Annotated in this window: 21 protein-coding genes; 15 read left to right on the top strand and 6 right to left on the bottom strand. The window is 58.0% G+C overall.

The features are described from left to right. Positions 1-6 precede the first annotated feature (6 nt). The 8 genes from ACR0I8_RS06130 (at position 7) to ACR0I8_RS06095 (ending at position 8,729) form a co-directional block, all read left to right on the top strand. Positions 7-849: a TRAP transporter small permease subunit gene (locus tag ACR0I8_RS06130; protein ID WP_425083442.1), complete on the top strand. Its 843-nt coding sequence runs from the start codon at positions 7-9 to the stop codon at positions 847-849. After that, positions 849-2,471, top strand: coding sequence for a TRAP transporter large permease (locus ACR0I8_RS06125; RefSeq protein ID WP_142634770.1), 1,623 nt, complete (start codon positions 849-851; stop codon positions 2,469-2,471). The genes ACR0I8_RS06130 and ACR0I8_RS06125 overlap by 1 nt, the downstream gene beginning before the upstream one ends. 10 nt (positions 2,472-2,481) lie before the next feature. Continuing rightward, positions 2,482-3,432: a phytanoyl-CoA dioxygenase family protein gene (locus tag ACR0I8_RS06120; protein ID WP_170689738.1), complete on the top strand. Its 951-nt coding sequence runs from the start codon at positions 2,482-2,484 to the stop codon at positions 3,430-3,432. A gap of 21 nt (positions 3,433-3,453) precedes the next feature. Further along, on the top strand, positions 3,454-4,956 hold the full coding sequence (locus tag ACR0I8_RS06115) for an altronate dehydratase family protein (RefSeq protein ID WP_170689736.1): 1,503 nt from the start codon (positions 3,454-3,456) through the stop codon (positions 4,954-4,956). Further along, positions 4,953-5,957: a Gfo/Idh/MocA family protein gene (locus ACR0I8_RS06110; protein ID WP_170689735.1), complete on the top strand. Its 1,005-nt coding sequence runs from the start codon at positions 4,953-4,955 to the stop codon at positions 5,955-5,957. Before ACR0I8_RS06115 ends, ACR0I8_RS06110 begins: the two co-directional genes overlap by 4 nt. A gap of 61 nt (positions 5,958-6,018) precedes the next feature. Beyond that, a complete protein-coding gene (locus tag ACR0I8_RS06105; protein WP_480702982.1) occupies positions 6,019-6,984 on the top strand; it encodes an NAD(P)-dependent oxidoreductase in 966 nt (321 codons plus the stop codon). 3 nt (positions 6,985-6,987) lie between these two features. Beyond that, positions 6,988-7,869, top strand: coding sequence for a DMT family transporter (locus ACR0I8_RS06100; RefSeq protein WP_170689731.1), 882 nt, complete (start codon positions 6,988-6,990; stop codon positions 7,867-7,869). Continuing rightward, positions 7,866-8,729: a sugar kinase gene (locus ACR0I8_RS06095; protein ID WP_170689730.1), complete on the top strand. Its 864-nt coding sequence runs from the start codon at positions 7,866-7,868 to the stop codon at positions 8,727-8,729. Before ACR0I8_RS06100 ends, ACR0I8_RS06095 begins: the two co-directional genes overlap by 4 nt. Here ACR0I8_RS06095 and ACR0I8_RS06090 read toward each other — a convergent pair. Both ACR0I8_RS06090 and uxaC read right to left on the bottom strand, forming a co-directional pair. After that, positions 8,716-9,912, bottom strand: coding sequence for a mannitol dehydrogenase family protein (locus ACR0I8_RS06090; protein ID WP_170689728.1), 1,197 nt, complete (start codon positions 9,910-9,912; stop codon positions 8,716-8,718). The genes ACR0I8_RS06095 and ACR0I8_RS06090 overlap by 14 nt on opposite strands. Beyond that, positions 9,913-11,256: a glucuronate isomerase gene (gene uxaC, locus ACR0I8_RS06085; protein WP_170690114.1), complete on the bottom strand. Its 1,344-nt coding sequence runs from the start codon at positions 11,254-11,256 to the stop codon at positions 9,913-9,915. Positions 11,257-11,379: 123 nt separating this feature from the next. Between uxaC and ACR0I8_RS06080 the strand changes: the two genes are divergently transcribed. The 7 genes from ACR0I8_RS06080 to ACR0I8_RS06050 all read left to right on the top strand — a co-directional run bounded on the left by ACR0I8_RS06080 (position 11,380) and on the right by ACR0I8_RS06050 (position 18,143). Continuing rightward, on the top strand, positions 11,380-12,396 hold the full coding sequence (locus ACR0I8_RS06080; RefSeq protein ID WP_170689726.1) for a Gfo/Idh/MocA family protein: 1,017 nt from the start codon (positions 11,380-11,382) through the stop codon (positions 12,394-12,396). Further along, positions 12,393-13,394, top strand: coding sequence for a Gfo/Idh/MocA family protein (locus ACR0I8_RS06075; protein WP_170689724.1), 1,002 nt, complete (start codon positions 12,393-12,395; stop codon positions 13,392-13,394). Before ACR0I8_RS06080 ends, ACR0I8_RS06075 begins: the two co-directional genes overlap by 4 nt. Further along, a complete protein-coding gene (locus ACR0I8_RS06070; RefSeq protein WP_170689723.1) occupies positions 13,391-14,443 on the top strand; it encodes a Gfo/Idh/MocA family protein in 1,053 nt (350 codons plus the stop codon). Before ACR0I8_RS06075 ends, ACR0I8_RS06070 begins: the two co-directional genes overlap by 4 nt. Then, a complete protein-coding gene (gene uxuA, locus ACR0I8_RS06065; protein WP_170689721.1) occupies positions 14,440-15,621 on the top strand; it encodes a mannonate dehydratase in 1,182 nt (393 codons plus the stop codon). Before ACR0I8_RS06070 ends, uxuA begins: the two co-directional genes overlap by 4 nt. Before the next feature lie 224 nt (positions 15,622-15,845). Beyond that, entirely contained in the window at positions 15,846-16,736 is an 891-nt protein-coding gene (locus ACR0I8_RS06060; RefSeq protein ID WP_170551882.1) for an NAD(P)-dependent oxidoreductase, read from the top strand. 11 nt (positions 16,737-16,747) lie between these two features. Continuing rightward, on the top strand, positions 16,748-17,611 hold the full coding sequence (locus tag ACR0I8_RS06055; RefSeq protein ID WP_170689718.1) for a sugar phosphate isomerase/epimerase family protein: 864 nt from the start codon (positions 16,748-16,750) through the stop codon (positions 17,609-17,611). A 112-nt stretch (positions 17,612-17,723) separates the two neighbouring features. Then, entirely contained in the window at positions 17,724-18,143 is a 420-nt protein-coding gene (locus ACR0I8_RS06050) for a secondary thiamine-phosphate synthase enzyme YjbQ (protein WP_170689717.1), read from the top strand. A gap of 30 nt (positions 18,144-18,173) precedes the next feature. Here ACR0I8_RS06050 and ACR0I8_RS06045 read toward each other — a convergent pair whose 3' ends face one another. Genes ACR0I8_RS06045 through ACR0I8_RS06030 form a run of 4 tightly spaced genes read right to left on the bottom strand, consistent with a single transcriptional unit; the run spans position 18,174 to position 21,272 of the window. After that, positions 18,174-18,944, bottom strand: a complete 771-nt coding sequence (locus ACR0I8_RS06045) for an SDR family oxidoreductase (protein ID WP_170663405.1) — start codon at positions 18,942-18,944, stop codon at positions 18,174-18,176. Next, complete coding sequence (locus tag ACR0I8_RS06040) at positions 18,941-19,981, bottom strand: alcohol dehydrogenase catalytic domain-containing protein (RefSeq protein ID WP_170689715.1); 1,041 nt, start codon at positions 19,979-19,981, stop codon at positions 18,941-18,943. The genes ACR0I8_RS06045 and ACR0I8_RS06040 overlap by 4 nt, the downstream gene beginning before the upstream one ends. Continuing rightward, on the bottom strand, positions 19,978-21,078 hold the full coding sequence (locus ACR0I8_RS06035; RefSeq protein ID WP_170689714.1) for a mandelate racemase/muconate lactonizing enzyme family protein: 1,101 nt from the start codon (positions 21,076-21,078) through the stop codon (positions 19,978-19,980). The genes ACR0I8_RS06040 and ACR0I8_RS06035 overlap by 4 nt, the downstream gene beginning before the upstream one ends. After that, positions 21,075-21,272 (bottom strand): hypothetical protein, encoded by a 198-nt coding sequence (locus ACR0I8_RS06030; RefSeq protein ID WP_480702881.1) that lies wholly within the window; start codon positions 21,270-21,272, stop codon positions 21,075-21,077. Before ACR0I8_RS06030 ends, ACR0I8_RS06035 begins: the two co-directional genes overlap by 4 nt. Between the last annotated feature and the right edge of the window lie 104 nt (positions 21,273-21,376).

Below are 21,376 nucleotides of genomic sequence, written 5' to 3'. Positions count from 1 at the left end.
TACGCGATGCACAAGAATTCAGGCGGACCAATTGAATGGCTCATACCGTTGGCCTTCGTCGCGACGGCCAGTTGGCTTGTTTGGCATCTCCCTGCATTCCTATTGGATTGGCTGCCTTACACTTCTGAATCCCTCAAAAGTCAGGTAACGGAAATATATCTGCGCAGCGACATCACGCCCGAATTTTCTGGCGTGTTCGGGGGGTATGTCGACATCATCGACGTGGCCGCGCTTGTCCTTCTACCGTTTCTTGCAGTGATTGGTACCAAGACCGTGCGCCCAGCTACGATGGAGTTCGAAGGCACGACGGTTATGGATCGTTTCGCCCTGTTCATAGGCCGAGTGACGATGATGATGATCGCAATCATGACTGTCGTCATGCTCTACGAAGTCTTCATGCGCTATATCCTGGAAAAGCCGACCGAGTGGGCCAACGAAATGACACTCTGGTTCGCCAGCTTTGTGTTTTTGATGTCTGGCTACTACGCCATGCAGCAACGCAGTCACATTCGAATATTCCTACTCTACGACGCAGTTCCACGATGGCTTCAACGCGTTTTTGATACGGTTTCGACAATACTGATCGTGCTGTTTGCATTCTTTTTGGTCTACGGCAGCTACAAACAGGTGTTCGTCAACAAGCTCTATAAATGGGAGCTTTATGGCTCCGCCTTCAATCCTCCGATCCCTGCGACGTTGCAGCCGATGGTGCTGATCGTAATTACGCTCGTCGCAATGCAAGCAATTTTGAACTTGATCGCGGATTGGAACAAAGAACCGGAAATCCACACAGATGAACCGGACGAAGACGAAATTGAAATGATCAAACGAGCGGTGGGACAAGACTGATGGATATTGGAACAATCTCACTCATCCTGATGGTCGCCCTGATCGTGCTTCTGGCGATCGGGATGCCCTTGGGTCTGGCCTCGGCTTCCCTTGCGGTTCTGGTTCTTGTCCTGAAGTTCGAACCAACACTGCTTTTGAACCCATTTTCATTTGGCGACGGGGTTCTCACCGGTCGGCCAGGTACTGGACCGCTCTATATATTGGCGCAGAAGATATACGGGCTCTTAACGGACTACGTGCTCATATCAGTGCCATTGTTTATCTTCATGGCGTCGCTTCTAGAGCGATCCGGGATCGCGCGTGACATGTATTCGTCGTTGAATGTCTGGCTGTCCAGAACACGCGGCGGCATCGCAATCGTGACCTCGATCATGGCGGTGATCATGGCGGCCATGTCCGGCATCATCGGTGGTGAAGTTGTCCTGCTGGGCCTTATCGCCCTACCCCAGATGCTACGCCTCGGCTACGATCAGAACCTCGCGATCGGCGTCATCTGCGCCTCAGGGTCGCTAGGCACTATGATCCCGCCCTCGATCGTTTTGATCATCTATGGGCTGATCACCGAAACTTCGATCAAGTCGCTGTTCACCGCGTCTTTCATTCCCGGCTTCATGCTGGCCTCGATGATCATCCTGTACATTATCATCCGCACGCAGTTGAATCCTCATCACGCTCCGCTGCCGGAACCGGACCCGAACGACCCCGAACCGGCCGAAAAACGCAAACTGTTTGGGGCGTTCATGAGCATCGTCGTCGCCGGATTTTCCACCGTTCTGTTTATCCGGGCCGCGTTTTTCGAGCTCTCAGGCTCGAACGCTGCCAGCCAAGGCGAACCAGCGCGATTAGGGACAGCTGACTACCTGCCCTGGTTTGCCGGCATTACTATCGTTGCCCTTCTGCTGATCTTCTTCGTCTTTGGCAGAGAGCGCGCCAAAATCGGGTGGGAAATGGGCAAAGGCCTCGTTGCGCCGCTGGTCGTCATCGGCGTCGTTCTCGGCTCAATCTACGGCGGGATCACAGGCATCACCGAGGCTGCTGGTATGGGCGCCTTCGCCGTCCTGATCATCGCCATCCTGCGGGGTGAAGGATCGTTCGAGCTGGTTTGGGATAGCTTGATGCGAACCCTAAAATCCACAGGCACCATCATCTGGGTTACGATCGGGGCCGCCGCGCTGGCGGGTGCCTACACAATTGCTGGCGGGCCCCAATACGTGGCCGACCTTATCGTCGGCCAGGAGCTGCCGACCATGTTGGTCATTCTGGTGATGATGCTGATCTTGCTGTTCATGGGCGCGTTCATGGATTGGGTCGGCATCGTGCTGTTGATCATACCGGTCTTTCTGCCGATCGTCCTACGCCTTCCCATCGAGGAAATCGGAGTCTTTGGCCAGTTGGAGCCGAGTCATGTCGCCATTTGGTTCGGTGTCGTGTTCTGTATGAACATGCAGGTCAGCTTCCTGTCGCCCCCTTTCGGCCCGGCGGCGTTCTACCTGAAGTCGGTGGCCCCGCCGCATATCAGTCTGACGGATATCTTCCGCGGCTTCCTGCCATTCATCGGGATCCAGTTGCTGGCGCTTTCCGTTCTTCTGATCTGGCCGGGCATCATCGCGCTGCTGTTATGAGGTTGCACCCATGCTGACACAAGATCAGATTGGCAAGTTCCAGACGGACGGATACCTCGTGGTCGAGGATGTAATTCCCAGCGACGTGCTGGATCGGGTACAGGCCGAATACTCGGATGTCCTGAACCGGCTCTATGACGGTTGGTACGAAAAAGGGTTGGTCAAGGACGAACCGTCAGGAATGACCTTCTGGGACAAACTTCTGTCCGCCTATCAGGCCGGTTGCGACTATTTCCAGCCGCTGGACATCTCGTTGCCCGGCGATCGGATCATGGCGGACACACCATTCCATATTGGGCCCGCGGTGTTCGACTTGCTGACGGCCCGGCCCATGCTTGACATTGTCGAGCAGTTAATCGGGCCAGAGTTGGTGAGCAATCCGATCCAACACGTTCGGTTGAAGCCCCCTGCCCTCAAGCTGTCCAAGGACGAGGTGCGCGCACACATCACCGCAACGGACTGGCATCAGGACCGGGCGGTTGCGTTGGAGGATGCGGACCAGACCGACATGGTCACGGTTTGGATTGCCGTCAACGATGCAACGGTCGAAAATGGCTGCCTGCAAGTGCTGCCAAAGGCACAGGACCAATCCATCCTGCCGCATTGCGCGCGAACGCAGACAGGGATTGCCGACGGGTTCATAGACGAAGGCCGAGCTGTGCCCCTTCCTGTCAAGGCGGGCGGGATCATCCTGTTTCACCCTCTGACGCCACACGCTTCGCTGATCAATGAAACGGACCGGTTCCGCTGGTCGTTCGACATCCGCTTCAGTGCGGCGGGCCAACCCACCGGTCGAGACCATTTCCCCAGCTTCATCGCAAGGTCCAGATCGCGCCCAGAAACCGAGCTGCGAGATTGGCGCGTCTGCAAGTCCAATTGGGAAGCGGCGCGAGCAAGGCTGTCTGGACAACCGCATATAGATATTCACCGGTGGACATCGGACTCGCCGTTCTGCGCCTAGCTGCCGCCAGGAAAGTTAATTATGACTTTTGTACGTTTAGATCGAACGGATAGCGTGGTGGTTGCAACTCGGCCCCTGGACGTCGGCAGTATGGTCGAGGATGTCATGACTAATACGCGCATCCCCTCGGGACACAAGGTGGCCACGCGGAATCTTGCACCCGGCGATCCTGTCAGAAAGTACTCGCAGGTCATCGGTTACGCCACCCAACCGATCGAACCCGGCGACCATGTGCACACCCACAATATCGAGTTCCGCAACACCAGCGTGGACTACGAGTTTGCGACGGATCACAGGCCTACGAAACCCGCCACTTCGGTCGATACTTTCATGGGCTACCACCGGGACAGCGGTCGGGTCGGTACGCGCAATTACATCGCGGTTCTAACCACCGTGAATTGTTCCGCGACTGCGGCCCGCATGATCGCCAATCACTTCACGCCGGACAAGCTGGCCGAGTTTCCGAACGTCGACGGCGTGGTGGCCTTTGTCCACGGAACGGGCTGCGGAATGGCGGATTCCGGCGACGGTTTCGAAGCTCTTCAACGGGTCATGTGGGGGTTTGCGAAACATCCCAACCACGCTGCTGTTCTGATGGTCGGTCTGGGCTGCGAGATGAACCAGATCGACTGGCTGTTGGACGCGTATGGGCTGAAGCAGAGCCCCACCTTCCAGACGATGAACATCCAGAACGTCGCCGGATTGCGCCGGACCGTGGAAATGGGCATCGGCAAGATCAACCAGATGCTACCCATTGCCAATGAGGCGCGGCGCAGCGAAGCCCCTGCGTCCGAACTGATGGTTGCGCTGCAATGCGGTGGATCGGACGCTTGGTCCGGTGTGACCGCGAACCCTGCACTCGGATATGCCTGCGACCTGTTGGTCGCCCAAGGTGGCACAGGCGTTCTTGCGGAAACGCCCGAAATCTACGGTGCCGAACACCTTTTGACCCGCCGCGCCCTTGGTCGCGCAACTGGGGAAAAACTGATCGGACTGATCGATTGGTGGCAGGACTATACCGCCCGCAATCACGGTTCGATGGACAACAACCCAAGCCCCGGCAACAAGCAAGGCGGTCTGACGACCATCCTTGAGAAGTCGCTGGGGGCAACGGCGAAGGGCGGAACCACCCCTTTGACCGGTGTATTCAAATACGCCGAACCAATCACCGCCAAAGGTTTCACCTTCATGGACAGCCCCGGATATGACCCGGCCTCGGTGACCGGGCAGATCGCGGCCGGGTGCAACCTTGTGTGCTTCACCACGGGGCGCGGTTCTGCCTTTGGGTCGAAACCGGCGCCTACGCTGAAAATCGCCACCAACTCTGAATTGGCGGCGCGCATGCCCGAAGACATGGACGTGGATGCGGGGGACATTCTGACCAAAGGTGCCAGCGTCGAAGAAAAAGGACAGGAAATATACCGACGGCTTCTGAAAGTCGCCTCGGGCGCGCGAACCAAGTCCGAGGCGCAGGGCCTGGGTGACTACGAATTCGTCCCCTGGCAAATCGGAGCGGTGATGTGAAACGGATTCTTGTAGCCGGCGGCGGATTGATCGGTATCCGTCACGTCCGCGCCGTGATCGAGCATCCCGGTTGCATATTGGTCGGGTTGGCCGATCCAGATGGCTCGATCCAGATCGACGCGCCGCGTTTTTCCAGTATGGACGAGGTGAAGGGCCCGGTGGATGGCGTCATCATCGCGACGCCGACCCGCCTGCATGCCGAACATGGCATTCTGGCTGCATCCCGCGGTTGGCATATGCTGATCGAAAAGCCGGTTGCCGCATCGGTCGACGATGCCCAGCGCTTGAGGGCGGCCGTTCGCAAGGCCGATGTCCGCAGCCTTGTAGGCCATCATCGGCGGTATCACACAACCTTGCAGCACCTGAAAGAGGTGATCGCGCAAGGTACGATCGGAAAAGTCATCAACGTCTCGTTGCTGTGGGCCATGCGTAAACCCCAGAGCTATTTTGAACAGAACTGGCGGACATCTGATGGCAGTCCAGTCATGATCAATCTGGTGCATGATATCGATGTCTTGCGCTTTGTGATCGGAGAAATCTCGGATGTCGTCGCCCTGCCCGGAGCATCAATCCGCGGATCGGATAGGATAGAAAGCGGGGCTGTTGCGATCGCGTTCGAAAACGGCGCGACGGGGACTATCAGCTTTGCCGACACCGCACCCAGCCCTTGGGGGTTTGAGGCCGGAACCGGCGAAAACCCGAATATCGGCACGACCCACCAGGACATGATGTGGATCACGGGAACCAGCGGCGCTGTCAGTTTTCCCTCCATGACCCTGTGGCGTGGAAAGGATTGGGGCACTGCGGCCCAAAAAAACCAACTTACACGACCAGAACAACAACGCGCACCACTTGAGGCGCAACTGGATCACTTCCTTGACGTGATCGAAGGCGCCCCTCCACTGATCGATGTCGAGGATGCAGCCCGGACGCTTGAGATCACATCATGGATCGAACAGGGGCTAAAGGCGCGAACAGCTCGAGCGCGAGCGCCGGCCTGAAGGAAATGCGGTCCGGTAAAACACCAGATCACTAAAAAACCAATGATTATCTGCAGGGCAAATTGAGCCTTCAAACTGGAAAGCCGCCCGCACCAGACACAAAAATGAAAACCAGACACATTCACGGAAAGGGAAACCAATGAGCAAACCATCAATCGGGTTTATCGGCTTGGGACTAATGGGCGGAGCCATGGTGAGCCGACTGTTGGAACAGGGATACTCGGTCGCTGTACTGGGAAACCGCGACCGCACATACCTGGACGCCGCGATTGACCGGGGCGCCCGCGAGGCGCAAAACGCCCAAGAGCTGGCTCAGGCTAGCGACATCGTGATGCTGTGCATGGGCACCTCCGAACAGGTCGAGAGCCGTATGCGCGGTGCTGATGGAGTGATCGCGGGACTGAAGCCCGAGGCAATCGTCATCGACTTTGGCACCTCGCTTCCAGGCAGCACACGCGCCTTGGCCGAGGAGGTCGCCGCGGCTGGCGGAAACTATCTGGATGCGCCGCTTGGCCGGACGCCGGCGCACGCGCTAGAAGGCAAGCTCAACATCATGACGTCCGGCAACAAGGCTGCCTTTGACAAGGCCGAGCCGACACTGAAGGATTTGGGCGAAAACGTCTTTTACCTTGGCCCCGTTGGGTCCGGACACACGATCAAGCTGATCAACAACTTCTTCGGAATGACCGTCGCAAACGCGATGGCCGAAGCCTTCGCCATGGCAGATATCACCGGAGTTGACCGCAAGCAGGTGTATGACGTTATGGCCGCTGGGCCGCTGCATTCCGGAATGATGGATTTCGTCAAAGCCTACGGCGTCGAGAATGACCCAAACCAGCTGGCCTTTGCCATCAAGAACGCGGCAAAAGACCTCGGGTATTATGACCGTATGGCACGCGATGCAGGCGTCACCAGCGTGATGTCGCAGTGCGCGCTTTCGGCGCTGAATGACGCGCGCGACCACGGTCAGGCGGATGACATGGTCAGCCAGATGGTTGACTATTACGTCAAGCGTTTCAACACCTGATCGATGGCCGTCACCGCCAACCCCAATGCGGACCTGCCGCGCCTTGGCATCGTGCTGATGCTGACGGCGTGGCTGTTCTTTTCGCTGGTTGACCTTGGGGCCAAATGGTTGGCGTTGGCCGGCGTGCCGGCATTTCAGTTGGCGTTCATGCGCTATGCGGGGCACTTCGTGATCTCAGTGGGGGTGATCGCCAAGGGCGGGATTGAGGCCAACCGGTTCAAGACCGACCATCCATGGCAGGTCATTAGCCGGGCCTTGCTGCTGATCTCGGCGACCGTTTTCAATTTTTATGCCCTGCGGTTTTTGCCTCTGACCGTTGTGTCAGCAATCATGTTCTCAAGCCCGGTCATCGTGTGCTTCTTATCCGTTTTCGTGTTGAAGGAGAGAGTGGGCCCATGGCGTTGGGCGGCTATCATACTGGGCTTTCTGGGGGTGTTGGTTGTCGTGCGGCCGTTTGGTTCGGCCTTTCATCCGACCATGCTTCTGATCGTTTACAACGCAACCGCGCTGGCCTTGTATTCAATCATGACGCGCAGGCTATCCGGGGTTGTTGCGGTGGACACCATGCAATTCTACCTCGGGCTTACCGGGACGGTGGTCCTGCTGCCCTTCGCCATCTGGTTTTGGATCCAGCCGGAAAACACGTGGAGCCTGATAGTCCTGATCAGCCTTGGCGTCTTTGGCTGGTGCGGGCATCAACTGCTGACGAACGCGCATCGGTTCGGAACTGCGAACCAGTTGATGCCATTCACCTATTCATTCCTGATCTACGTAGCGATCTGGGGCTATCTGTTCTTTGACACGGTACCGGACGCATTCACGTTGGCAGGGGCTGCGCTGATCATGGCCGCCGGGCTCATCATCTGGAAAAGAGAAAAGAAATGACGCGAATTGCCTGCATCGGTGAAGCAATGATCGAGTTGTCCATGCTAGAGACCGGCGCAAAGGTGGGCGTCGCGGGCGACACGCTGAACACGGCCATCTACATGCACCGCACCGCTCCGGATCTGCACGTGGAGTATGTGACATGTTTGGGCGACGATCCATTCTCGGAGCGCATCGCCGGCTTTATCGCCAGTCATGGCATCGGGACATCTGGCATCCGCATCATTCCGAACGCTTCTCCAGGACTATACGCGATCACGACATCTGCGGACGGTGAACGAAGCTTTACCTATTGGCGCAGCGAGGCGGCCGCCCGCCAGCTTTTTGCTGATCACGACTTCAGCCTTCTGAACGGTTTCGACGTGTTGTACTTGTCAGGAATTTCCGTGGCAATTCTTCCGCATTCGGTAAGGCTTGCGCTTCTGGACTGGCTCGAAGGCTCTTCAGTCCAGTTGGTCTATGACAGCAACTTTCGTCCGCGTCTTTGGGACAGCGTTGAACACGCCCAGCAGATCAACCAACGGCTTTGGCAGCGTGCAGATATTGCCCTACCATCCATCGACGACGAGATGGCACTGTTCGGGGAAAGCGCGGATCAAGTGGCAGCGCGCTTTGCCGATCATCACGGTGTCGGTGCCTTGAAACGCGGAGAGAATGGCCCTCTGTCCATAGGCCAGATCATTGACCAAAACTATGAACCTGCCAAACACGTGCTGGATACGACAGCGGCGGGCGACAGTTTCAACGGTGGGTACCTCGCGGCCTTGCTGACAGGAAAATCGCAGGCCGAGGCCCTGATGGCCGGACACAATCTGGCGTCCACCGTTGTCCAGTTCCGCGGCGCGATCATTCCCGGATAAGTGGCGCGAGATCTTCGGCACCGACAAGACGCAACAGCGGCGCTACCGGATCTGGCAGCTTGACAGCCGAGGCGATTTCCAACGCGCAAGGATCGCTCAGCGCCCTGCCCTTGGCGGTCTCAGACATGCAATAGGAGATCCAGGCCCGCATCCCCGCAATCAGCGCCTGAGAGCCGGTCTCACGGAGTGTGGGAACAAACCGATACGGCAGCTTCTGGCTGCCATCCATCGCGATTTGGTCCAGACGGTGCGCCAGCTCGGGATTTTCAAAGCGGTGCAACAGAGCCTCGGCATAATCCGGAACTTGTGCTTGCAGTTCTGCCGGCAGCGTTGCGCCCGCATCCCTCATCAACTGGGAAACCAACGGGCGCAAAACCGGGGCTCGAACCGCTTCGTGGACGTAGCTCAGGCCTCGCTCCAACCCGGCATAGGCCAACAGGGAATGGGCACCGTTCAGCATGCGCAGCTTTCGCATCTCGTGCGGGGCTACGTCATCGACCAATTGCACGCCCGGCCAATCCGGGTGAGGACCGGCGAAATTGTCTTCGATAACCCACTCCGAGAACGCCTCGGTCGGAACAGCCATAGGATCGCCGCTGATTGCGCGAACGGCGTCCGTGGTGGCCGGGGTGATCCGGTCGACCATCGCGTTGGGGAAGCGAACGGCGCCCCAATCTACGTCCAGACCAGCTGCTTCCGCAAAATCGGCAACTGCCGTTTCGAGCGTTTTGCCGTTTTCCATGCGATTGTCACAGCTTAGCACCGTTAGTGGCTTGCGCCGTTCCGCAAGGCCGAAAGCTAGAAATCCGATCAGCGTCGAAGGCCCCTGCCCCGCCAGATCGGCGGCAATCGCCGGGTCCTGAAGGTTCAGATTGCCCGCGGCGTCCAAATGGTAGCCTTTCTCGGTGACGGTCGCCGAAATGATCTCGGCATTCGCCATCACATCGAAAAGCGCTGCGCGATCCTTGGGCGCGACCAGAACGTCCCGCAGAGCTTTGATGCGCCGGACGCCCTGCCCCTGCACGCACAAATCGTACTCGAAACCTTGTCGCGCCAATCCATCCCGAACCGAGGATGAACGCAGGCTGACGCCGACAACGTCCCATCCGCCCGCTTGATCGGTGTAGTCCAGCAAATGCGCCCGGGCGAAGTTTCCAAGGCCAAAGTGAAGAATTGTACCCATCTAGATATGCAATCCGTAAACCTGTTTCGCCAGATCGACCGCAAGCAACCGTGCAAGATGCTCGGCACTATCCCGACCGAAGTAACCACGCCCAACCTGCTCGGCCAAATGAATCGCAACACCTCGTCGCCACAGATCGTGCCGCGCAGGAACGGACAGAAAAGCCCGCGTGTCGTCATTGAACCCGGCCAGATTGTAGTATCCGGCCGTTTCAACTACCTGGTCGAAATACCTCGCAATCCCGGCTGGGCTGTCGTGGAACCACCAAGGCGGCCCGATCCGAAGGCACGGCCAATGTCCTGCCATAGGGGCCAGTTCACGGGCGTAGGTGCCTTCGTCCAATGTAAAGAGTATGATGCGCAGTTCGGGCGAGTTTCCGACCCGGTTCAGCAGCGCCTCAAGGCCCGTGACCCAATCCATCGCGATTGGAATGTCGGCCCCCTTGTCCCGCCCGAAGTCCCGCATTACCTCGTCGTTCGTGTTGCGCTTGCTGCCAGCATGTATCTGCATGGTCAGGCCATCATCGACAGACATCTGCGCCATTTCGATCAGCATATGACCGTAGAACCGGCGAGCATCCTGTTCAGTCCCGTCCTGCCGTCTCAGCCGTTGGTACAGCGCATCCGGGTCGTCCAGCCACTCAGTCTGCACGCGTTCGATACCGTGGTCGGTGGCCGTACATCCTAGTTGGACGAAATAAGCCCGCCGCATCCGCAGCGCATTGAGGTAGCCATCATAGCTGCCCAGATCGCAGCCTGTCAGCTCGGCCAACTTGTTCAGGTTTTGCACGAACTCCGGGTCCGCCCCATCCAAAACCCCGTCTGGGCGGAACGTCGGAATAACTCGCCCGCCCCAACCGCTTGCACGGATATCCCGATGCTCCGCGAGGCCGTCGAGAGCGGAATCCGTGGTGGCCAGAACCTCGATCCCAAACCTGTCGAACAAAGCCCTCGGACGAAATTCGGGTCGCGCCAGCTTTTCTGAGATCTTATCGTAAATCAGGTCTGCCGTGCGCGGAGACAACTCCTCAGACACGCCCAGCGTTTGATGCAGCACGTAGTTCATCCAGATCCGGGAAGGCGTTCCCAGAAACAGATGCCAGTGCTCGGCAAAGATGCGGAAAACGGCGCGAGGATCCTTCTTTCGCCCCTCTTCCCCAACGCCGAGTTCCGACAAGGGAACGCCCTGCGAATAGAGCATACGGAACACGTAATGGTCGGGAACCACAAGCAGCTCTGCCGGGTTGGGAAACGGCGCATCGGTTGCGAACCACCCCGGATCGCAGTGACCATGCGGAGACACGATTGGCAGGTCTTTGATGCCCAAGTACAGGTCTTCTGCCATCCCATTCAAATTACCAGTCAATTCTGCCTCCGATACTTCTGCCCGCAATTGTTAGCACAGTTTTTAATGGTTGCATCTTTCCCGTTCGAACCCGCAGACTGACCGGGTGATCCGGGGGAATGAATGAATATTGCGCTGATTGGTTTGGGAATGGTTTCGGGCACGCATTTTGCTGCCATTCAGGCATCGGAGCAAGGCCTCAATCTTGCCGGCGTCCTCGGGCGCAATCCTGAAAAAGCAGCTGAGTTCGCGCAGCGAAACGACACCCGCGCGTACAGCTCGGTCGAGGAAATCGCCAACGACCCAAACGTCGACTTTGCGATCATCGCAACCCCGCCCGATCAGCGCACAGAATTGGTTCGGGTTCTTTCGACCGCTTCGAAACCGATCCTGATGGAAAAGCCTATCGAAAGAACGCTGGACGCCGCGACAGCCATTGTCGAGCAGTGCGAGGTGTCTGGTGTGCCGCTGGGCATCGTTTTTCAGCACCGCGCCCGCGCCGCCTCGCAGGCGCTGAAATCAGCCATTGAACAGGGGGAACTGGGCGCGATCGCCACAGTGGAGATCCGCGTCCCCTGGTGGCGTGATCAGAGCTACTATGACGAGCCAGGTCGCGGCACTTATGCGCGCGACGGAGGCGGTGTCATGATCTCGCAGGCAATCCACACGCTTGACCTCACGATGTGGCTGCTGGGGCCGATCTCGGACATTCAGGCTGTAATGAGAAAAACTCCACTACACGATCTCGAGGCCGAGGATTGGGCAGGTGCAGTCTTTGAAATGGATAGCGGCGCGGTGGGAACTTTGATGGCGACTACTGCCGAATATCCTGGGGCCGCTGAGTCCATAACCATTCATGGAACGCGCGCCAAAGCGCATCTGGAGTCAGGTGTCCTGACCTTGACCACTTTCGATGGTCAGATATCCACGGTTGGCGAAATGTCCGCCACAGGCGGAGGGTCCGATCCCATGGCGTTCACCCATGATTGGCATCAGGCGGTTATCGAGGATTTCGCTGAGGCCGTTGCCGGTGGAACGCGGCCCATGGCCACCGGACGCAGTGCCCTTTTGACCCACGCCGTCATCGACGCGATGCAGATCGCCAATCGAACCGGCCAGAAAACACGAGTCGCCTCATGAATCTGACCTGCGTCGCCCTTGGCCTGGACCACCGCCATATCTATGGCATGACGGAAAACATGCGTAAAATCGGCGTGGATTGCGTTGGCTACTGGACACAAGGCGATCCGGAAACGCTTCCGGGCTACGTCAAAAGGTTTCCCGATATACCGCGGCTGGCCCGACTGGAAGACGCCCTAACCTGCGGGGCGGATCTAGCGCTGATTTCGGCAGTACCTGCAGATAGGGCCGCGTTGACGATCCGCGCCATGCAAAACGGCATGGATGTCATGACCGACAAGCCAGGCTGCACGACGTTCGAACAACTCGACCAGATCAAGCGAACAGTCACGGACACCGGCCGCATCTGGTCGGTGAATTTTTCCGAACGGTTTGAAACGCCCGTCAGCACCCGAGCGGCCGAGTTGGTCGAGGCCGGTGCCATCGGGCGCGTGATCCAGACGGTCGGACTTGGCCCCCACCGATTGAACCGGGCAACCCGGCCCGAATGGTTTTTTCAGCGTGAACGCTATGGCGGCATTCTGACCGACATCGCCTCGCATCAGATCGATCAGTTCTTGCACTACACAGGTTCGGAATCCGCAGAAATCACAAACGCTTATGTGGCAAACTACGCAAACTCCAACGATCCCGGATTGCAGGATTTTGGCGAGGTCAATCTACGAAGCGAGAATGGCACCGGGTACATCCGGGTTGACTGGTATACACCGGATGCATTGCCAAACTGGGGGGATGGTCGTCTGACGATCCTTGGCACCGAAGGCTATATCGAATTGCGGAAATACGTTGATGTGGGTGGGGCATCAGGGACGGACCATCTGATCCTCGTCAATGGTGAGACCTGCGAAAAGATCGACGCAACCGACGCCGGCCTTCCTTACTTTTCGCGCCTCGCCGATGACATCCGCAACCGGACCGAAACCGCGATGACGCAGACCCACTGCTTTACGGTCATGGAATTGGCACTGCACGCGCAGGAAATGGCGGAACGCGGATGATCAACGTTGCGATCCTTGGCGCAGGTATCGGTGCGCAACATCTGAGCGCACTGGAACGGCTTGACCGCACTTTCCGCGTAACCGCCGTGGTCGACCAGAATACGGACCGGATCGAACAGATTCGACAGAACGCGAATTTTCGAGCACTTACCAACATTCAGGACACTCTGGATGATCCGGCGATTGATGTCATCGACATCTGCCTGCCGCCCCATCTGCATGTACCGACCACCCTTGCCGCGCTGGCCGCAGGAAAACACGTTGTCTGCGAAAAGCCTCTTGCGACCTCGATGCAGGATGTGGATCGGATCACGGCAGCCGCAAGCAGCGCGGGCAAGCATGTGTTTCCAGTTTTTCAATACCGGTGGGGGCCGTCTCTGGCCCAATTGCGCCACCTGCAACGCGCCGGCCTGACCGGAGCGGTTCAAACTGGCGCGCTTGAAACCCATTGGTCCCGAGGGGCAGACTATTACGCAGTTCCGTGGCGGGGAACATGGGCCGGTGAACGCGGCGGCGCAGTGCTTGGCCATGCCATCCACAACCATGATCTGCTGACTCATATTGCGGGTGATATCGCTTGGGTGTCCGCAATGGCTACAACGCGGGTCAACCCGATCGAGACCGAAGATTGCGCAGCGATCTGCTTTGGCATGACTTCCGGAGCATTGTGCACAAGCAATATCACACTAGGCGCCGCCACGGACGAAACCCGCCTGCGGTTCGTCTTTGAAAAGGTGACCGCCACCTCAGGCACGGAACCCTATGCCCCAGGTCAATCGCCCTGGACATTCGTCGCGCGGGACCCGGTGGATCAAGCCGCTATCGACGAGGTTCTTGCGGCCGCCGCCGCCGAGCCAATTGGTTTCGAAGGCTTCTTTGCCGAAGTCGGCAAGGCACTGCGGTCCGAGGCAAATTCGGCCGTTACGCTGCAGGACGGCGCTGCCTCCATCGGCCTTGTGACGGCGATCTATCACGCGGCGCGTACCGGGCAGCGAGTTGCCCTTCCCATCAAGCCCGATCACCCTCTGTATGAAGGATGGCTGCCATGAAACAATGCTGGCGTTGGTTCGGACCCGATGATCCGATCGCCCTAGCCGATCTCCATCAGGTCGGCGTTCAGGGCATCGTTACTGCGTTGCATCACATCCCACCGGGACAGCCCTGGGACGAACCGAGCATCGCCGATCGGCAGGCCGTTCTGGCTGCTGCCGGGTACATTTGGGACGTCGTCGAAAGCCTGCCCGTCTCCGAGGCGATCAAGACGCAGTCCGCAGACATGGCCGAGCATCTTCAGGCTTACAAGTCCAGCCTCAGGGCCCTGTCCGACCGTGGCGTCAAAGTCGTTTGCTACAACTTCATGCCGATCCTGGATTGGACGCGCACCGCCCTTCGCGCCCCGCAGCCGCATGGTGGAACGGCCATGCTGTTCGACCTGACCGATTTTGCCGCTTTCGACATTCATATTCTTGAACGTCCGGGCGCGTCCGAAGACTATTCCAGCGACGTTCAGCAAACGGCCAAGGATCGCTTCTTGCGCATGTCGAATGAATCCAAGGCCCAGTTGCAACACAATGTCACTGCGGGGCTGCCCGGCGCCAACGATCAGTGGAGCGTTCAGGACGTGCGCGCTTTGTTGCAAACATATGCGCATATAGACCGTGACCGGCTTCGCGCAAACCTGATTGACTTCCTGTCTGAGGTCGCCCCAGTCGCCCAAGAACTGGATTTGCGCTTGTGCTGTCATCCGGATGATCCGCCGTTCTCGTTGCTCGGTCTGCCGCGGATCATGTCCAGCACCGATGACTACGGCGCCGTTCTGGACGCGGTTAATTTGCAGGCGAACGGCGCAACGCTGTGTACCGGTTCGCTTGGAGTGTCCCCTGAATTTGATGGGCCGAACTTCGTGCGCAGGCATGGCGACCGGATTCACTTTGTCCATCTGCGGAATACCCAACGCATCGCCGGATCAGACAGTCAGAAGCCGGACTTTTTTGAGGCTCCGCATCTGGAGGGCGACACCGACATGGTCGGCACCATTCGCGAGTTGATGAACGAACAGCGCCGCCGCAAATCCCAAGGGCGGGACGATTGGCAAATTCCGATGCGGCCCGACCACGGACAAGAACTGCTGAGCGATCTGGGCGGACACAGCACACCCGGCTATCCGTTGATCGGGCGTATGCGCGGGCTTGCGGAACTGCGCGGCATCATGGCGGCGTTCTCGTAACGCGTCGGATCAGGCGGTTTCTCGTCACCCGCAACACTTCTTTGCTTGCCTGAGCGCCGCATTCTTCGTTTACTTACGGTACGTAAACGGGCAGCGGGGTGTCTTCCGGACTCGCCCGACGTCTGTTCAAGACGCGTGAAACTCCCGCGAAAACCGATGCGATTGGGCATCATTTTTCGAAACGTCTGCCATACGGAAATGGCGGAAAAACGGGAGGACTCCAAATGAAAACAGCAGGCATAATCGGTCTTGGCGACATGGGCAGCGGCCTTGCCAAAAACCTGATTAAGAATGGCTTTGAAACATCCGGTTTCGACTTGAGTGAGACGCGCATGACGGCATTTACCGACATGGGCGGCCTGGCCAAGGACAGCGTGGGACAGGTCGGCCGTCACGCAGCCGCTGTGTTTGTCATGGTGATGAACGGCGATCAGGCCCGCGATGTCATTTTGGGTGAAAACGGGCTGGTTGCGAACATGGCCAAAGACGGAACGGTCATCCTGTCGGCGACCATTACCCCGGCCGAAGCAAGCGCTATCGGGCAAGACATGGAAGGTTCGGGCATCCACCTGATCGACACCCCGGTTTCGGGTGGTTTTCCCGGCGCGCAGAACGGCACATTGACGATGATGGCTGCCGGAGCTTGGGATGTGCTGGACCGAAATGCCGAAGTTATGCAGGCAGTATCGGCAACCATTCACCGGGTAGGAGAAAACGCCGGCGACGGGCAAACCGTGAAAGCCTGCCTGCAATCCCTGATCGGATCAATCTTTTCCGCTACATTCGAGGCTGCGGCCCTGGCAGCCAAAGCCGGTGTCAGCGGTCAGGCATTACTTAATGTGTTCTCGTCCTCCAGCGCGGGGTGTGGCGTCGTGAATACCGCCCTTGAAAACATCATTGATCGCAAGTTCGAAGCCACCGGTAGCCATATCGCAACCATGCATAAGGACCTGACGATCTCGCTGGCACTGGCCGGTGCGTTGGGCGTTCCCATGCACACAGCGTCATCCGCAATGCAGATCTTTCATGCGGGAAAAACCAAATACCCGAATGGCGACAACTGGGTATGTACCCGCGTCATCGAAGAAATCGTTGGCGCAGAATTGCATCGCTGAGGGGGCCGGACATGAAATTAGGAGTGATTTGCGACGGCATTTCCCGCGATCTGCGGCATGCGGTGGACGTTATGGACGAATTCGGTCTGGACTATGCAGAGCTTCAGTTCGTTGGCGATACGGAGGTCGGGGACCATTCCCCACAGGAAATTGCCGAGATCGACGCGCTCTTGCGCGACCGGGGCAAGCCTGTGTCGTGTCTGTCGCGCCATATCTTTGCAGGGATGACAGCTGCCAACAGACCCGGCGACGACCTGCACACTCGGCATATGGACGCTTTGAAACGCGTGATCGACATGGCACATGTTGTTGGGTCTCCGCTCGTCCGGATCATGACCCAAAGAAAAGAGCAGATACTCTGGGGAAAAAACGGCGCCGAAAAGTGGAACGTAGCGCATGGGGTATGGGACACGATGCCGCCTCTGATCGCGCCGGCGGTTGAACTGGCAAGAGCTGAGGGCGTGACTTTCGTCGTGGAAACCGGAAACGGCACGCTGGTCAATTCCAACTACACAGCCCGCAAACTGATCGACGAGTTGGACGCAAAAGACAGTTTGAAAGTGCTGTGGGACCCCGGAAACAACTGTTGGTGCCATGAACTGGCATACCCAGACGGTTATGAAGAACTGCGCGGCGGCTACTTGGGTCACATTCACATCAAGGACGTAAAGGTCGACACACCGCGGGCAACGCTGGAAGTGCGTCGAATGGGGGAAGGTCAGCTTGCGCCTCTGTTCCAACCCATCGCGGACGCGCTCAGATCCGACGGCTATGATGGCGTCATTTCCTTCGAGAGTGTTTATCACCCCGGTAACGGAAACTTCGAAGATGGATTTCGTCTGTGTGTGGACAAGTTCAAAAGTCTGTTTTCATAAGGGTACAGTCAATATACTTTCAAAATCAAACACTTGAACCCCGCTACTGAACGCCAAGCGGAGTGTAGAAAGCTGGGCACGTTCGCGTGAAATCAAGGAAAGGGCCAGCTGGATGAAGCAAGAGTTTTTTGACCTGTCAATTGAAACGCCCGGCAAATCCCTCACTGACATCAGTCGGAAGGTTCAGTGTGCGGTGTCCGAACATAGATGTGTCTCGGGCCTGCTGACCCTTTGGTGCGTCCACACGGGTGCTGCGCTGCTAGTGCAGGCCAATGCCGATCCCGAAGTGCTCAGGGATATCGAAACGTTCTTCGAGAAACTCGTACCCAAGTCACCAGGGAAGTATCACCACCGTCCGACCGAGGACGACAACGCTCCATCACATCTGCGGGCGCTGTTGACGCAAACTCAGGTATCGATCCCGGTCGAACAGGGTCAGCTTCCGCTGGGCCGCGTACAAAGCCTATACCTGTTCGAACATCGAGAGGCGCCAAAAACCCGCCGATTGAAGGCGCACTACATCGGGACTTGAGGTTTCTGGTCACATGGAGCGTTGACGGTGCTACCGCCCCATCCAGCCCCCGTCGACGACAAGGATTTCACCGTTGACGAAGTCCGACGCGGCAGAGGCCAGAAAGACCACCGGTCCGGCAAAGTCACCAGGCGTACCCCAACGGCCCTGAGGTGTTCGCTCTAGGATCGACTTCGATCGGACCGGATCATCCCGCAGGGCTTGGGTGTTGTCGGTCGCGATGTAGCCAGGCGCGATCGCATTCACATTCACGCCCTGCCCGGCCCATTCGTTGGCCAAAGCCTTGGTCAGCTGTCCAATCCCACCTTTCGAAGCCGCATATCCCGGCACGGTAATACCGCCTTGAAATGTTAGCAGCGAAGCTGTGAAAATGATCTTACCCGATCCGCGCGCCAGCATGTCCTTGCCGATCTCGCGAGACAGAACGAACTGCGAGGACAGGTTCACCTCAATCACTTCGTCCCACCAGTCGTCCGGGTGTTCGGCAGCGGGTTTGCGTTTGATCGTGCCCGCATTGTTGACAAGGATATCAGGGGTTTGTCCGTCGACCCTCAACTGATCAACGAACCCATGCAGCGCGGCGCGATCCGAGAAGTCGCATTGGTAAGCCCGGAACTTGCGCCCGATCGCAGTCACGGCTTTTTCGACATCCGACCCGGACAGCTCGAGCGAGGCGGACACTCCGATGATATCGGCTCCGGCCGATGCCAATGCCTCGGCCATGCCGCGCCCAATACCGCGTTTGCACCCAGTCACAAGAGCCGTCTTTCCCGCCAGGTCGAAACTTTGCAAAACACTCATGAACACGGTCCTACTTCGATCAGGCTTTTCATTGCGGTTGGACTGCTATCCAGCGCTTCAAACGCGGCCTGAATGTCTGTCAGAGGGCTGACGTCAGTAATCACGACATCCGCGTCCACTCCGCCCGAGGCGACAACTGCAATGGCTTTCTCGTAATCCTCTGGCTCGTAGACCCGCGCACCGATCAGTTGCAGCTCTCGCCAGAAGAACTGGAACAGGTCGATCTGGGGCTTTTGAGCATGGATCGCGACCATCACGATCCGAGCCCGCGTCGCGGCAACGGCGGTCATCGCATCAACACCGGGCTGCGTTCCCGACACCTCGAAAACCACATCTGCCCCTTTGTCGCCCGTGCGTGCGTTGATTGTGGACACCAGATCGGATTCGGTTGGGTTGATCGTGTCAAAGCCAAGTTTTTCAGCAATCGCAAGACGGTTCGGGTTCACTTCGGAAATCACGACATTTCCACCCGCATCCCGGGCAACCATGGCAACCAGAATGCCGATCGGGCCGCCGCCAATGACGACAACGTCCTCTCCAGGTTGCAGGCCAGACAGCCGCACATCGTGGCAGGCAACAGCGACCGGCTCGATCAGCGCCGCGTGATCCATGCGCAAGTCATCCGGTAGAACGTGCAACGTGTGGGCCGGAACGGTCCAGATCTCTTGCATGGCACCATCGGTATCGAGGCCCAGGAACTTGAGGTTCTGGCAGACATGCTGATGCCCCCGTTTACAGGCCGGGCATTCTCCGCAGTGATCCAGCGGTCGGACCACGACCTTCTGGCCGGGTTTTACCGTATCGACGCCCTCGCCCACCGCTTCGACGACACCGGACATCTCGTGCCCGATTACCCGGTTCAGACCGACACGGGCATCCATGTTGCCGTGGTAGACATGCATATCCGTCCCGCAAATCCCGCAATACGCAACGCGAATGGCGGCCTCGCCGGGGCTCGGAGCCGTCGCCTGGGCCTGTTCCACGGCAAAGCTCTTGTTGCCCCGGTAGTACGCCGCAGAGATCGTCTGGGTCGTCATGTATGCATCTCCCTGTGTTCCGCATTCAGTTTGTCCCAGTCGAATTCCACTCCGGTCCCCGACGTATCCGGGGCCACGGCCAGGCAGTCTTCCACGACAAGCGGACGGGTCGTGTACTGGTCTATCGGGAATGAGTGTACTTCCAGCCAACCCGCATTGGGTTGCGCAGAAACAAGGCTGACGTGCAGCTCCTGCATCCCGTGACTGCAAACCGGAATGCCGTGTTGTGCGCTTAGCGCGGCCACACGAAGCCAGCCGGTGATTCCACCGCAGTTTGAGGCATCGGGCTGGATGAAACTCAGCTTCGCGTCATCAAAGGCGTATTCGAATTCGTGTATGGTGTGCAGGTTTTCACCCATGGCGAGGGGAACGCCCGTCGCTTCGACAATTCGGCCATAACCCTTGTAGTCGTCTGGAATAGTCGGTTCCTCGAACCACAGAATATCACATTCGGCAAACCCTTTGGCGGCCACGATGGCCTGCTCGACGCTCATGGAGTAATTCGCATCGACCATGAAGAACCGGTCCGGCCCAAGCATCTCGCGCACCGCCCGGGCACGTGCAAGATCGTCGGCCAAATCTGGTTGACCGACCTTGATCTTGACTGCGTTGAACCCTCGCGCAAGGTAACCCTCGGTCTGGCGCAGCAGTTTCTCTAACGAGAAATTCAGGTCGATCCCGCCGGCGTAGGCCTTGCACCGTTTGGACGCTCCGCCAGCCATCTGCCACAATGGCGCATTCTGTGTTCTGCCCCGAATGTCCCATAGGGCAATATCCACGGCCGAGATAGCAAACGAGGCGATCCCGCCCCGCGCGACGTAGTGCACATGCCACTGCATGGCGTCGTACAGGCTTTCGATCTGTTCAGCGTCTTGTCCTACAAGGAACGGTGCCAGATCATACTGGATCATCGCAAGGATGGCCTGCCCTCCCTTGCCCCCCGTATAAGAATATCCGACCCCCTCGACCCCATCCGAGGTTTGAATAGTAACTGTGATCAGTTGAAAAAACGTGTGATCCCCATGTTTGGCATCGACCAGGACCTCTTCGAGCGGAACGTTGAACAGCCGCGCTGAAACACTTTCTATGCGATTCATGAACCTAAGACCTTCTGCTGCCTGGCAATAACCCGAGACTGTAAAGGGATGATCACAAATAGAAAGCCTCCAGGTATGGTCATCTGCCAATAGGCACTGAAACTGATGGTGCCCTGATCGTTTTCAATGTTCAGAACGTTGAAGACCAGCCCCAGCAAAAGCGCACCGGCCTCCGTCGCAGGGATCAAACCCATCCCGCCCGTCAACAAAGTGCCGCCCACCACGACAGACGCGATGGCCGAAAATTCCCATCCAATGCTTTCAAGGGGTTGCCCAGATCCAAAACCCGAGGCCCAAA

The organism is Ruegeria sp. BG9 (genome assembly GCF_056538305.1).
The sequence above is the reverse complement of the archived record's forward strand: the minus strand, read 5'-3'. Positions and strand labels throughout refer to the sequence as shown.

Bases quoted from the DNA above. Each gene is read 5' to 3' on its own strand.
- ACR0I8_RS06130 (WP_425083442.1), top strand. From the start codon at position 7: ATGCACAAGAATTCAGGCGGACCAATTGAATGGCTCATACCGTTGGCC.
- ACR0I8_RS06125 (WP_142634770.1), top strand. From the start codon at position 849: ATGGATATTGGAACAATCTCACTCATCCTGATGGTCGCCCTGATCGTG.
- ACR0I8_RS06120 (WP_170689738.1), top strand. From the start codon at position 2,482: ATGCTGACACAAGATCAGATTGGCAAGTTCCAGACGGACGGATACCTC.
- ACR0I8_RS06115 (WP_170689736.1), top strand. From the start codon at position 3,454: ATGACTTTTGTACGTTTAGATCGAACGGATAGCGTGGTGGTTGCAACT.
- ACR0I8_RS06100 (WP_170689731.1), top strand. From the start codon at position 6,988: ATGGCCGTCACCGCCAACCCCAATGCGGACCTGCCGCGCCTTGGCATC.
- ACR0I8_RS06095 (WP_170689730.1), top strand. From the start codon at position 7,866: ATGACGCGAATTGCCTGCATCGGTGAAGCAATGATCGAGTTGTCCATG.
- ACR0I8_RS06090 (WP_170689728.1), bottom strand. From the start codon at position 9,912: ATGGGTACAATTCTTCACTTTGGCCTTGGAAACTTCGCCCGGGCGCAT.
- uxaC (WP_170690114.1), bottom strand. From the start codon at position 11,256: ATGGCAGAAGACCTGTACTTGGGCATCAAAGACCTGCCAATCGTGTCT.
- ACR0I8_RS06080 (WP_170689726.1), top strand. From the start codon at position 11,380: ATGAATATTGCGCTGATTGGTTTGGGAATGGTTTCGGGCACGCATTTT.
- ACR0I8_RS06075 (WP_170689724.1), top strand. From the start codon at position 12,393: ATGAATCTGACCTGCGTCGCCCTTGGCCTGGACCACCGCCATATCTAT.
- ACR0I8_RS06070 (WP_170689723.1), top strand. From the start codon at position 13,391: ATGATCAACGTTGCGATCCTTGGCGCAGGTATCGGTGCGCAACATCTG.
- uxuA (WP_170689721.1), top strand. From the start codon at position 14,440: ATGAAACAATGCTGGCGTTGGTTCGGACCCGATGATCCGATCGCCCTA.
- ACR0I8_RS06060 (WP_170551882.1), top strand. From the start codon at position 15,846: ATGAAAACAGCAGGCATAATCGGTCTTGGCGACATGGGCAGCGGCCTT.
- ACR0I8_RS06055 (WP_170689718.1), top strand. From the start codon at position 16,748: ATGAAATTAGGAGTGATTTGCGACGGCATTTCCCGCGATCTGCGGCAT.
- ACR0I8_RS06050 (WP_170689717.1), top strand. From the start codon at position 17,724: ATGAAGCAAGAGTTTTTTGACCTGTCAATTGAAACGCCCGGCAAATCC.
- ACR0I8_RS06045 (WP_170663405.1), bottom strand. From the start codon at position 18,944: ATGAGTGTTTTGCAAAGTTTCGACCTGGCGGGAAAGACGGCTCTTGTG.
- ACR0I8_RS06040 (WP_170689715.1), bottom strand. From the start codon at position 19,981: ATGACGACCCAGACGATCTCTGCGGCGTACTACCGGGGCAACAAGAGC.
- ACR0I8_RS06035 (WP_170689714.1), bottom strand. From the start codon at position 21,078: ATGAATCGCATAGAAAGTGTTTCAGCGCGGCTGTTCAACGTTCCGCTC.
- ACR0I8_RS06030 (WP_480702881.1), bottom strand. From the start codon at position 21,272: ATGGGTTTGATCCCTGCGACGGAGGCCGGTGCGCTTTTGCTGGGGCTG.